Annotated in this window: 12 protein-coding genes; all 12 read left to right on the top strand. The window is 37.7% G+C overall.

Annotated elements, in window-relative coordinates:
* Window positions 1-21: 21 nt before the first annotated feature.
* The 12 genes from hslV (at window position 22) to ABH959_RS07825 (ending at window position 12,153) form a co-directional block, all read left to right on the top strand.
* On the top strand, window positions 22-564 hold the full coding sequence (gene hslV / locus ABH959_RS07770) for an ATP-dependent protease proteolytic subunit HslV (protein ID WP_002014538.1): 543 nt from the start codon (window positions 22-24) through the stop codon (window positions 562-564).
* A 22-nt stretch (window positions 565-586) separates the two neighbouring features.
* Window positions 587-1,978, top strand: a complete 1,392-nt coding sequence (gene hslU, locus ABH959_RS07775) for an ATP-dependent protease ATPase subunit HslU (protein ID WP_002014539.1) — start codon at window positions 587-589, stop codon at window positions 1,976-1,978.
* A 77-nt stretch (window positions 1,979-2,055) separates the two neighbouring features.
* Window positions 2,056-2,835 (top strand): GTP-sensing pleiotropic transcriptional regulator CodY, encoded by a 780-nt coding sequence (gene codY, locus ABH959_RS07780; RefSeq protein WP_002014541.1) that lies wholly within the window; start codon window positions 2,056-2,058, stop codon window positions 2,833-2,835.
* A gap of 354 nt (window positions 2,836-3,189) precedes the next feature.
* On the top strand, window positions 3,190-3,891 hold the full coding sequence (gene rpsB / locus ABH959_RS07785) for a 30S ribosomal protein S2 (protein ID WP_002088178.1): 702 nt from the start codon (window positions 3,190-3,192) through the stop codon (window positions 3,889-3,891).
* A 103-nt stretch (window positions 3,892-3,994) separates the two neighbouring features.
* The gene (tsf, locus tag ABH959_RS07790) at window positions 3,995-4,882 is read left to right on the top strand and encodes a translation elongation factor Ts (protein ID WP_002088177.1); all 888 of its coding nucleotides are present in this window, start codon (window positions 3,995-3,997) and stop codon (window positions 4,880-4,882) included.
* 66 nt (window positions 4,883-4,948) lie between these two features.
* On the top strand, window positions 4,949-5,671 hold the full coding sequence (gene pyrH / locus ABH959_RS07795; protein ID WP_002014544.1) for a UMP kinase: 723 nt from the start codon (window positions 4,949-4,951) through the stop codon (window positions 5,669-5,671).
* A gap of 3 nt (window positions 5,672-5,674) precedes the next feature.
* On the top strand, window positions 5,675-6,232 hold the full coding sequence (frr, locus tag ABH959_RS07800; protein WP_215553958.1) for a ribosome recycling factor: 558 nt from the start codon (window positions 5,675-5,677) through the stop codon (window positions 6,230-6,232).
* An 85-nt stretch (window positions 6,233-6,317) separates the two neighbouring features.
* Window positions 6,318-7,094: an undecaprenyl pyrophosphate synthase gene (locus ABH959_RS07805; protein WP_404492419.1), complete on the top strand. Its 777-nt coding sequence runs from the start codon at window positions 6,318-6,320 to the stop codon at window positions 7,092-7,094.
* A 17-nt stretch (window positions 7,095-7,111) separates the two neighbouring features.
* Complete coding sequence (gene cdsA, locus ABH959_RS07810) at window positions 7,112-7,903, top strand: phosphatidate cytidylyltransferase (RefSeq protein WP_113936799.1); 792 nt, start codon at window positions 7,112-7,114, stop codon at window positions 7,901-7,903.
* A gap of 23 nt (window positions 7,904-7,926) precedes the next feature.
* Window positions 7,927-9,069: a 1-deoxy-D-xylulose-5-phosphate reductoisomerase gene (gene dxr / locus ABH959_RS07815; protein ID WP_002014547.1), complete on the top strand. Its 1,143-nt coding sequence runs from the start codon at window positions 7,927-7,929 to the stop codon at window positions 9,067-9,069.
* Window positions 9,070-9,086: 17 nt separating this feature from the next.
* Window positions 9,087-10,343, top strand: a complete 1,257-nt coding sequence (rseP, locus tag ABH959_RS07820; RefSeq protein WP_002088169.1) for an RIP metalloprotease RseP — start codon at window positions 9,087-9,089, stop codon at window positions 10,341-10,343.
* A 109-nt stretch (window positions 10,344-10,452) separates the two neighbouring features.
* A complete protein-coding gene (locus ABH959_RS07825; RefSeq protein ID WP_404492420.1) occupies window positions 10,453-12,153 on the top strand; it encodes a proline--tRNA ligase in 1,701 nt (566 codons plus the stop codon).
* Window positions 12,154-12,267 lie beyond the last annotated feature (114 nt).

Consider the following 12,267-nt stretch of genomic DNA (forward strand, 5'->3'; position numbering starts at 1 on the left):
ACATATAAAGGAGTTTTTTCTATGGGAAATTTCCACGCTACAACGATATTTGCAGTTCATCATAATGGAGAATGTGCAATGGCTGGAGATGGTCAGGTAACGATGGGGAATGCTGTTGTAATGAAACATACAGCTCGCAAAGTTCGCAAACTTTTCCAAGGGAAAGTTTTAGCTGGTTTTGCAGGATCAGTTGCTGATGCATTTACTCTTTTTGAAATGTTTGAAGGAAAATTAGAAGAGTATAATGGCAACTTGCAGCGCGCTGCAGTTGAGATGGCGAAACAATGGCGTGGTGATAAAATGCTACGTCAGCTAGAAGCAATGCTCATTGTCATGGATAAAACAACGATGCTCCTTGTTTCAGGTACAGGAGAAGTGATTGAACCAGATGATGGTATTTTAGCAATTGGTTCAGGCGGACATTATGCACTTGCTGCTGGTCGTGCTTTAAAGCAACATGCAAGTGAACATTTAACAGCGAAACAAATTGCGAAGGCCAGTTTAGAAATTGCAGGCGATATTTGTGTTTATACGAACCACAACATAATTGTTGAAGAATTGTAGAATCGTAAGGGAGGCATTTTATATGCATTTACATTTTACTCCGCGTCAAATTGTGGAAAAATTAGATCAATACATCATCGGTCAAAAAGATGCAAAGAAAGCGGTTGCTGTAGCTCTACGAAATCGATACCGTCGCAGTAAATTAGTTGAAAATTTACGTGATGAAATTGCACCTAAAAACATTTTAATGATTGGACCGACAGGTGTTGGTAAAACAGAGGTAGCACGGCGAATGGCGAAACTCGTTGGAGCACCTTTTATTAAGGTTGAAGCGACGAAATTTACAGAAGTTGGATATGTGGGTCGAGATGTAGAGTCGATGGTCCGCGACCTTGTTGAAACGTCTGTTCGTATTGTGAAAGAGGAAATGGTAGTTAAAGTTCAAGATAAAGCAGAAGAGCAAGCGAATCAACGTCTTGTTGAAATTTTAGTGCCGAGTCCGGAGAAACAATCTGGATTTAAAAATCCATTAGAAATGCTTTTTGGTGGTAATCAAAATTCAAACCAAACATCTGATGCACAGGAAGATGATGAAATCGAAAAGAAACGTCAAGATGTGGAAAGAAAGCTTGCGGCAGGCCTTCTTGAAGATGAAGTGATATCGATCGAAGTGACGGAACAACAGTCTTCTATGTTTGATATGTTGCAAGGAACTGGCATGGAGCAAATGGGAATGAATTTCCAAGATGCACTAGGAAGTATCATGCCGAAAAAAACGAAAAAACGTAAACTTTCTGTAAAAGAAGCAAGAAAACTCTTGACAAATGAAGAGGCACAGCGCTTAATTGATATGGATGAAGTTACACAAGAGGCTGTTTATCGTGCTGAACAGCTCGGGATTATTTTTATCGATGAAATTGACAAAATTGCTGGTAAGCAGTCGAATAGCGTAGATGTATCGCGTGAAGGTGTGCAACGTGACATTTTACCGATTGTAGAAGGGTCGAATGTAGCAACGAAATACGGATCAGTAAAAACGGATTATATTTTATTTGTTGCAGCTGGAGCGTTCCATATGTCTAAACCGTCGGATTTAATTCCGGAATTGCAAGGGAGATTTCCGATTCGAGTAGAATTAACAAAATTATCGGCGGATGATTTTGTTAAAATATTAATCGAGCCTGACAATGCGCTAATTAAACAGTACACGGCGTTATTAGCGACTGAAGGTATAGAAATTGAATTTTCAGACGAAGCTATTCGTAAGATTGCTGAGATTGCTTATCAAGTTAATCAGGATACAGATAATATTGGAGCGAGAAGACTTCATACTGTTATGGAGAAGCTCCTTGAAGATTTATCGTTTGAGGCATCTGAAATTACGTTAGAGAAAATAACGATAACACCTCAATATGTTGAGGAAAAATTAGCGACAATAGCTAAAAATAAAGATGTGAGCCAGTTTATTTTGTAATAGTGTCATCAGGTGACTCGCCCTAGTTTCCAAGTGATGAAAAAATATGTAAGTAACATGTAGGAGGAAATTTTGAAATGGAATTATTAGCAAAAACGAGAAAATTAAATGCGTTATTACAGAGCGCAGCAGGAAAGCCTGTAAACTTTAGAGAGATGTCTGACACAATGTGTGAAGTAATTGAAGCGAACGTGTTCGTTGTAAGTCGTCGCGGTAAATTATTAGGATATGCGATTCACCAACAAATCGAAAACGAACGTATGAAGCACATGCTTGCAGAGCGTCAATTCCCAGAAGAGTATACGCAAAGTTTATTCAATGTTACAGAAACATCTTCAAATTTAGGTGTGGATAGTGACTACACAGCATTCCCAGTAGAAAATAGAGAATTATTCGGTCAAGGTTTAACTACAATCGTACCAATCGTTGGTGGCGGTGAGCGTCTAGGTACACTAGTATTAGCTCGTCTTGGTCAAGAGTTCTTAGACGATGATTTAATTCTTGCTGAATACAGCTCAACTGTTGTAGGTATGGAAATCTTACGTGAAAAAGCAGAAGAAATCGAAGAGGAAGCACGTAGTAAAGCTGTTGTTCAAATGGCGATTAGCTCATTATCTTACAGTGAGTTAGAAGCAATCGAGCATATCTTCGAAGAATTAAATGGAACAGAAGGTTTACTTGTTGCAAGTAAAATTGCTGATCGCGTAGGAATTACTCGTTCGGTAATCGTAAATGCACTACGTAAATTAGAAAGTGCTGGTGTTATTGAGTCTCGCTCTTTAGGTATGAAAGGAACATACATTAAAGTGCTAAACGACAAGTTTCTACAGGAACTTGCTAAATTAAAAACAAACTAATTTATAAAAAAACTCTCCTCGCTTGAGGAGAGTTTTTTGTTTTTTTAAGTGAATGATTGTGCTTACGTAAGGCATCATGACAACATTCATTAGAAAACTATTAATTAACCTTCAATTCCTTGCTTAAAGGAATTGAAGGTTGGTAATACTAGGATTTGAGCGTGAAAAAAAGAAAGTTTTACATTGTTCGCATTTTCGACTTGATTGTAATATTTCAGTATGATATAGTAAGCAGTGGTGTCAGTACAAAGTACACACGTTTACTGATTTAAGTGTTGGTGCTACGTTCGTAGTTTCGCTTAGAGATGAAGTAAACGGAGGATATCAAAAAAACCATTTAGGAGGAACTAAATTATGTCAGTAATTTCTATGAAACAATTGCTTGAAGCTGGTGTTCATTTCGGACATCAAACTCGTCGTTGGAACCCAAAAATGAAGCGTTACATCTTCACAGAGCGTAACGGTATCTACATCATCGACTTACAAAAAACTGTGAAAAAAGTTGAGGAAGCTTACAGAACGATGCGTGACATCGCTGCTGAAGGTGGAGACATTTTATTCGTAGGTACTAAAAAACAAGCACAAGAAGCTATTAAAGAAGAAGCAACTCGTGCTGGTATGTACTTCGTTAACCAACGTTGGTTAGGTGGAACTTTAACAAACTTCCAAACAATCCAAAAGCGTATCAAGCGTCTTAAAGATATCGAAAGAATGCAAGAAGATGGTACTTTCGAAGTACTTCCTAAGAAAGAAGTTGTTCAACTTAAAAAAGAGTTAGAGCGTCTTGAGAAATTCTTAGGCGGTATTAAAGATATGAAAGGTCTTCCAAGTGCATTATTCATAGTAGACCCTCGTAAAGAGCGTATTGCAGTTGCTGAAGCACGCAAATTACACATTCCAATCATCGGTATCGTTGATACAAACTGTGATCCGGACGAAATCGATCACGTTATTCCAGCAAACGATGATGCAATTCGTGCTGTAAAACTTCTTACATCTAAAATGGCAGACGCGATCCTTGAAACAAAACAAGGTGAAGAAACTGTTACTGCGTAACAAATTTGGAAAGGTGATAAGGGGTTCGGCCTTTTATCACCTTTTTTAAGGTATAAACACCTTTATAAAAGGTATAAATACATATTTTAGGAGGATGAAAAATATGGCAATCACTGCACAAATGGTAAAAGAACTTCGCGAAAAAACTGGCGCAGGTATGATGGACTGCAAAAAAGCTTTAACAGAAACTAACGGCGACATGGAGAAAGCAATTGACTTCTTACGTGAAAAAGGTATTGCGAAAGCTGCTAAAAAAGCAGATCGCATCGCTGCTGAAGGTTTAACTTTCATCGAAACAAACGGTAACGAAGGTTTAATCTTAGAATTAAACTCTGAGACTGATTTCGTTGCGAAAAACGAAGGTTTCCAAGCGTTAATTAAAGAATTAGCTGCTCACTTATTAGCTAACAAACCTGCTAACGTTGAAGAAGCTATGGCTCAAACAATCGAAGGCGGCAAAACAGTAGAAGAGCACATCAACGAAGCAATCGCTAAAATTGGTGAAAAACTTACACTTCGTCGTTTCGAAATCGTATCAAAAACTGATGCTGATGCATTCGGCGCTTACCTACACATGGGTGGACGTATTGGTGTATTAACAGTTCTTGAAGGTTCTACTGACGAAGCAGCTGCTAAAGATGTAGCAATGCACATCGCAGCAGTTAACCCTAAATACATCGACCGCGATGCTGTAACAGCTGAAGAAGTTGAGCATGAGCGTCAAGTATTAACACAACAAGCTTTAAACGAAGGCAAGCCTGAAAAAATCGTTGCGAAAATGGTAGAAGGCCGTCTTGGCAAATTCTTTGAAGAGATTTGCTTACTTGACCAAACATTCGTTAAGAATCCTGACATGAAAGTTCGTCAATTCGTTGAGTCTAAAGGCGGAACATTAAAAGGATTCGTTCGCTACGCTGTTGGTGAAGGTATCGAAAAACGCGAAGACAACTTTGCTGAAGAAGTAATGAACCAAGTAAAAGGTAACAACTAATACAGATTAGGGAACACATTGTGTTCCCTTTTTTAAAATAAAGATGTAAGCAATTGGAGGTTCATTATGAGTAAACCGAAATATAATCGTGTCGTTTTAAAGCTGAGCGGAGAAGCTTTAGCTGGCGAGCAAGGATTTGGAATTAACCCAGCTGTTATTAAGTCAGTTGCGGAACAAGTGAAAGAAATTGCAGAACTTGATGTAGAGGTTGCTGTTGTTGTTGGTGGCGGTAACATTTGGCGTGGGAAAATTGGAAGTGAAATGGGCATGGATCGTGCAGGAGCAGATTACATGGGCATGTTAGCAACAGTTATGAATTCATTAGCTCTTCAAGATAGCTTAGAGAATATTGGAATTCAAACTCGCGTACAAACTTCAATTGAGATGCGTCAAGTGGCAGAGCCTTACATTCGTCGTAAAGCAATTCGTCACTTAGAGAAAAAACGTGTTGTTATCTTTGCTGCAGGTACAGGTAACCCATACTTCTCTACAGATACAACAGCAGCATTACGTGCAGCTGAAATCGAAGCGGACGTTATTTTAATGGCGAAAAATAATGTGGATGGCGTATATAGTGCAGATCCATCTATTGACCCAACAGCTACGAAATACGAAACACTTACTTACTTAGATGTATTAAAAGCAGGTTTAGGTGTAATGGATTCTACAGCTTCTTCTTTATGTATGGATAATGATATTTCATTAATTGTATTCTCGGTTATGGAAAAAGGTAACATTAAACGTGCCGTTTTAGGCGAAAATATTGGAACAGTTGTAAGGGGGAAATAAATTATGGGACAACAAGTATTGAAGTCTTCAAATGAAAAAATGGAAAAAGCAGTTGCTGCTTATTCTCGTGAATTAGCAACAGTTCGCGCTGGTCGTGCAAGCTCGTCTGTATTAGATAAGGTACAAGTTGATTACTATGGTGCACCAACACCAGTTGTGCAATTAGCGAACATTACAGTTCCAGAAGCACGTTTACTTGTAATTCAACCTTATGATAAAACTTCTATCGGTGATATTGAAAAAGCAATTTTAAAAGCAGATTTAGGCTTAAACCCTTCTAATGATGGAACTGTAATTCGTATTGCATTCCCTGCATTAACAGAAGAGCGTCGTCGCGATCTTGTAAAAGTTGTGAAGAAATATGCTGAGGAAGCAAAAGTTGCTGTTCGTAACGTACGTCGTGACAGTAATGATGACCTTAAGAAGCTTGAAAAAGCTGGCGGCATTACAGAAGATGATTTAAGAGGATATACTGAAGATATCCAAAAAGAAACAGATAAATATATTGCAAAAGTTGACGAAATCGCAAAAAACAAAGAAAAAGAAATTATGGAAGTGTAATAGCGATAATTTCGCAAATATGACCCTCTTCTTAAGGGGGTCTTTTTACACTTTTAGGCATACGTCTGCTTGTTGGAGGGTATGAATGATGTTTAAAAAGTTTCCTTTTTTTAAAAGTAAAAAGGTCACATCGTTTGATCATCTCATTGAAAAAGTGAAAAAAGGATATATCCCAGAACATATTGCTATTATTATGGATGGTAATGGAAGATGGGCAAAGAGAAGAGCCATGCCTCGCATTGCTGGTCATCATGAAGGTATGCAAGTTGTGAAGAAAATCACAAAATTTGCAAGTAAGCTTGATGTGAAAGTATTAACTCTTTATGCTTTTTCGACTGAGAACTGGAAAAGACCGAAAAAAGAAGTTGATTATTTGATGAAGCTTCCAGAAGAATTTTTAGGTGCATTTTTACCAGAGTTGATTGAAGAAAACGTACAAGTCCGAGTAATAGGGCAAAAAGATCGTCTTCCTACGCATACGCGCAGAGCGATGGAAAAAGCCATGGAAGATACGAAAGAGAATACGGGATTAATTCTTAATTTCGCGTTAAACTATGGAAGTCGAGATGAAATCGTTTCTGCTGTGCAACATATGATGAAAGATAGTGAGGAAGGAAAAATTCGTTCGGAAGAAATAAGTGAAGAAAAGATTTCTTCTTACTTAATGACGAGTTCTTTACCTGATCCAGAGTTGTTAATCCGTACAAGCGGAGAGCTACGTATTAGTAATTTCATGTTATGGCAAATTGCTTATTCGGAATTTTGGTTTACAGATGTGTATTGGCCAGATTTTACCGAGGAACATTTGCTAGATGCGATTACAGACTTTCAACATAGAGGGCGCAGATTCGGAGGCGTGTAGAAAGAGAGGGTTTGGTAGTGAAACAGAGAATTATTACTGGAGTGATTGCTGCCGCGCTATTCATTCCCATCGTAATTTACGGTGGCGTGCCTTTTACAGTTTTAGTGTATGCACTTGCTTCTATAGGTTTATATGAATTAGTTCGTATGAACAAGCTTACGCTTATTTCGGTACCAACAGTTTTAGCTGCAGTATTATTGTGGATTATTTTAATTCCGAGTAGTGCATCAGAACTGTTTACGTGGATTGGGTTAGGTAAATTAGAAATCACATTTGTGATTGTTTTATTACTTTTATCATATACAGTCCTTTCTAAGAATACATTTACTTTTGACAATGCTTCATTTTTACTTATGGCAACGACATATGTTGGAATGGGATTCTTATATTTAAATGAAACGAGAATATTAGGAATCAAATATGTGTTCTGTGCACTATTTGTCATATGGGCAACTGATTCAGGTGCATATTTCATAGGAAAAGCATTTGGAAAAAGAAAATTATGGCCAGAAATTAGTCCGAATAAAACGATTGAAGGTTCATTAGGCGGTATTGTTTGTGGAATTGTTGTTGCACTTGTTTACAATATGTTCTTCCCAGTTGAAGCGAATGTAGGAGTTTTAATCGTTCTGACGATTATCATTTCTATTTTTGGACAAATTGGTGATTTAGTACAATCTGCATTTAAACGCCATTATGGTGTAAAGGATTCAGGTACAATTTTACCTGGACATGGTGGTATTTTAGATCGAACAGATAGTTGGTTGTTTGTGTTACCAATTCTATACTTCTTATTACAATACAATTAATAAATGAACGAGGGGTTGGAGTCATGAAAAACATTAGCTTACTAGGTGCAAGCGGATCAATCGGTACACAAACATTAGATGTGTTACGCTCGCACCCAGACCAATTCCGTCTCGTTGCTTTTTCTGTAGGGAAAAATGTTGATTATGCAGTAAAGGTAATTCAAGAATTTTCCCCGCAAATTGTCTCTGTGCAAAGAGAGGAAGATGTTTTAAAACTACAAGCTGTTTCTGGTAATACAAAAGTAGTATATGGTAGCGAAGGCTTATTAGAAGTAGCGCTGCACCCAGATACAGAAATTGTAGTGAATGCTGTTGTAGGTAGCGTAGGGTTGTTACCGACACTCCGCGCAATTGAGGCGAAAAAAACAATTGGAATTGCAAATAAAGAAACGTTAGTAACTGCAGGGCATCTTGTAATGGAAGCAGCACGAAAACATAATGTATCGTTACTTCCAGTAGACAGTGAACATTCAGCTATTTTTCAATGCTTGAATGGTGAAAATGAAAAAAGAATCTCTCGCTTAATTATAACTGCTTCAGGCGGAAGTTTTCGTGATAAAACGAGAGATGAATTGCATCAAGTGACCGTAGAAGATGCACTTCGTCATCCAAACTGGTCAATGGGTTCGAAAATTACAATTGATTCTGCTACAATGATGAATAAGGGGCTAGAAGTAATTGAAGCACACTGGCTTTTTGGTATCCCTTATGAGCAAATCGATGTTGTTCTACATAAAGAAAGTATTATTCATTCTATGGTTGAATTTGAAGATCGTAGTGTAATGGCACAGCTTGGCTCACCTGATATGCGAGTACCGATTCAATACGCGCTTACATATCCTGATAGATTACCTCTTTCAGACACGAAACAGTTAAATTTATGGGAAATGGGAACATTGCATTTTGAGAAAATGAATCAAGAGCGTTTCCGTTGTCTACGTTTTGCGTATGAAGCTGGAAAGACAGGTGGAAGTATGCCGGCTGTAATGAACGCGGCAAATGAAGTAGCTGTTGAAGCTTTTTTACAAAAGAGAATTGGTTTCTTAACAGTGGAAGACCTCATTGAAAAAGCAATGCACCATCACACTGTCATTGCACGTCCGAGCTTAGAGGAAATTCAGGAAATTGACGCAGCCACAAGACGGTTTGTGATGGAACAAATTTAGCAAAGGTGGTTATGGAATTGAATACAGCGATTGCCTTTATATTAATTTTCGGTGCACTCGTATTTTTCCATGAGCTAGGGCATCTATATTTCGCAAAAAGAGCAGGTATTTTGTGCCGCGAGTTTGCGATTGGTTTTGGTCCGAAAATATTCTCATTTGAAAAGAATGAAACGGTGTATACGATTCGATTACTGCCCCTTGGTGGCTATGTAAGAATGGCTGGCGAGGATGCGGACACAGTTGAGTTAAAACCTGGAAAAAAGGTTGGACTTGTATTAAATGAAAAAGACGAAGTTGTGAAATTAGTTTTTGATGGACATGAAAAATATCCAAATGTTCGTGTCATTGAAGTCGAACAAGCTGATTTAGAGCATAATCTTACAATTTTGGGTTATGAAGAGTACGAGGAAGAGCTGCAAACATTCCGAGTGAATGAAAAAGCTCGTATCATTTCTGCGGGAGAAGAAATTCAAATCGCTCCGTACAATAGACAATTTGGCTCTAAAAAATTGGGCCAACGTGCTCTAACGATCTTTGCAGGTCCTGCAATGAACTTTATTCTAGCATTTGTTATTTTTGTGATTCTTGGATTTGTACAAGGAGTTCCTGTTGACAAACCGATGGTCGGAAAAGTAATGGAGAATAGTGCTGCAGAACAAGCTGGATTAAAAGAAAACGATACAATTCAAGCAATCAATGGGAAGAACACTAGTACATGGAAAGATGTTGTAACGATTGTACGTGAAAACCCAAATAAAGAAATTACGTTACATGTAAAGCGTGATAGTGAGCAATTTAATGTGAAAGTAACACCAACGCTTGATAAAGAAGGAAAAGACGAAGTTGGCAGAATTGGTGTTTATTCTCCTGTAGAGAAAACAGTGATGGGTTCTATTAAATCAGGGTTTGAACAAACATACGAATGGACGAAACTAATTTTTGATTCTCTTGTGAAATTAGTAACGGGTCAATTTTCTATTAATGAGTTGTCAGGTCCAGTAGGAATTTATAATCTAACAGATCAAGTTGTAGATTATGGATTTACGCGTGTACTAAGTTTAGCGGCAGTTTTAAGTATTAACCTTGGTTTATTTAATTTATTACCAGTCCCAGCTTTAGATGGTGGACGTTTGTTCTTCTTCTTAATTGAAGCGTTACGAGGAAAACCAATTGATCGTCAAAAAGAAGGAATGGTTCACTTTATTGGGTTTGCATTATTAATGTTGCTTATGTTAGTTGTAACATGGAATGACATCCGTAAGTTTTTCTTGTAAAATAAGAAGAAGGTTATAATGAAATAGAGCTCATAGAATAAAATCCCTCACCTAACTCGAGGTGAGGGGTTTTATTGCGTGTAAGAGTAAAATGAAGAGGTGCGAATAAATGAAACAAAGTATGGTATTCAGTCCTACATTACGTGAAGTTCCAGCAGATGCTGAAATTAAGAGTCATCAATTATTACTTCGCGCAGGGTTTATGCGTCAAAATGCTTCTGGTATTTATAGTTTTCTACCATTTGGTTTAAAAGTGTTACACAAAGTAGAACGTATTGTTCGTGAAGAAATGGAGCGCGCAGGGGCAGTAGAACTATTAATGCCAGCTATGCAAGCTTCTGAATTATGGCAAGAATCAGGCCGTTGGTATTCTTACGGATCAGAATTAATGCGTATGAAAGATCGTAATGCTCGCGAGTTTGCGCTAGGGGCAACTCATGAGGAAGTAATTACAGATCTTGTACGTGATGAAATTAAATCATACAAAAAATTACCATTAACATTATATCAAATTCAAACAAAATTCCGTGATGAGCAAAGACCACGTTTCGGTTTATTACGCGGAAGAGAATTTTTAATGAAAGATGCGTATTCTTTCCATGCAACACAAGAAAGTTTGGATGAAGTATATAGCGGTTTATACAAAGCGTATTCTAATATCTTTGCTCGTTGTGGTTTGAATTTCCGTGCAGTTATAGCTGATTCTGGAGCAATGGGTGGAAAAGATACACACGAATTTATGGTGTTATCTGATGTAGGTGAAGATACAATTGCGTATTCTAATACATCTGATTATGCGGCAAATATTGAAATGGCTCCTGTTGTTGCTACGTATACGAAGAGTGATGAAGCCGAAAAAGCACTTGAAAAAGTAGCAACTCCAGATCAAAAAGCTATTGAAGAAGTATCTGCATTCTTAAATATCGCAGCGGAAAAATGCATTAAATCTATGGTGTTTAAAGTAGATGCGAAATTAGTAGTAGTACTTGTTCGTGGCGATCATGAAGTCAATGATGTAAAAGTGAAGAATGTATACGGAGCTTCAGTCGTTGAGCTTGCTTCACATGAAGAAATAAAAGAGTTATTAAACTGTGAAGTGGGTTCTTTAGGACCGATTGGTGTTACAGGGGATATCGAAATTATCGCTGACCATGCTGTAGCATCAATTGTCAACGGATGTTCAGGAGCGAACGAAGAAGGATTCCATTATGTAAATGTAAATCCAGAACGTGACTTTAAAGTAAATCAATATACAGATTTACGCTTCATCCAAGAAGGAGACCAATCTCCAGATGGAAATGGAACAATTCTTTTCGCACGTGGAATTGAAGTTGGTCATGTATTCAAATTAGGAACTCGTTATAGTGAAGCAATGAACGCAACGTTCCTAGATGAAAACGGAAAAACAAAACCACTTATTATGGGTTGTTACGGTATCGGTGTATCTCGTACAGTGGCAGCAATTGCAGAGCAGTTTAATGATGAGAATGGTTTAGTTTGGCCAAAATCTGTTGCACCGTTCCATGTGCATGTAATTCCAGTGAATATGAAATCTGATGCACAACGTGAAATGGGTGAAAATATCTATAACTCATTACAAGTGCAAGGATACGAAGTATTACTAGATGATCGTGCAGAACGTGCAGGTGTTAAATTTGCAGATGCAGATTTATTCGGCCTTCCAGTTCGTGTTACAGTTGGTAAAAAAGCAGATGAAGGTATTGTAGAAGTGAAAGTACGTGCTACAGGCGAGTCTGAAGAAGTGAAAGTAGAAGAACTTCAAACATATATTGCTAATATTTTAAAATAAGAAGAGGTACCTCGTAATGAGGTACCTTCTCTTTCTTTGTAAACGTATTTTGTAAAAGAAGAAGGAAGAAATCTTTCTTTGTAGTACGTTTCAATTTATAATAGCAAATGGAAG

Origin of the sequence: Bacillus sp. RC51, assembly GCF_044908115.1 — a bacterium.
GTDB lineage: Bacteria > Bacillota > Bacilli > Bacillales > Bacillaceae_G > Bacillus_A > Bacillus_A mycoides.

Coding starts and splice junctions, on each gene's coding strand:
- hslV (WP_002014538.1), top strand. CDS start 22: ATGGGAAATTTCCACGCTACAACGATATTTGCAGTTCATCATAATGGA.
- hslU (WP_002014539.1), top strand. CDS start 587: ATGCATTTACATTTTACTCCGCGTCAAATTGTGGAAAAATTAGATCAA.
- codY (WP_002014541.1), top strand. CDS start 2,056: ATGGAATTATTAGCAAAAACGAGAAAATTAAATGCGTTATTACAGAGC.
- rpsB (WP_002088178.1), top strand. CDS start 3,190: ATGTCAGTAATTTCTATGAAACAATTGCTTGAAGCTGGTGTTCATTTC.
- tsf (WP_002088177.1), top strand. CDS start 3,995: ATGGCAATCACTGCACAAATGGTAAAAGAACTTCGCGAAAAAACTGGC.
- pyrH (WP_002014544.1), top strand. CDS start 4,949: ATGAGTAAACCGAAATATAATCGTGTCGTTTTAAAGCTGAGCGGAGAA.
- frr (WP_215553958.1), top strand. CDS start 5,675: ATGGGACAACAAGTATTGAAGTCTTCAAATGAAAAAATGGAAAAAGCA.
- ABH959_RS07805 (WP_404492419.1), top strand. CDS start 6,318: ATGATGTTTAAAAAGTTTCCTTTTTTTAAAAGTAAAAAGGTCACATCG.
- dxr (WP_002014547.1), top strand. CDS start 7,927: ATGAAAAACATTAGCTTACTAGGTGCAAGCGGATCAATCGGTACACAA.
- ABH959_RS07825 (WP_404492420.1), top strand. CDS start 10,453: ATGAAACAAAGTATGGTATTCAGTCCTACATTACGTGAAGTTCCAGCA.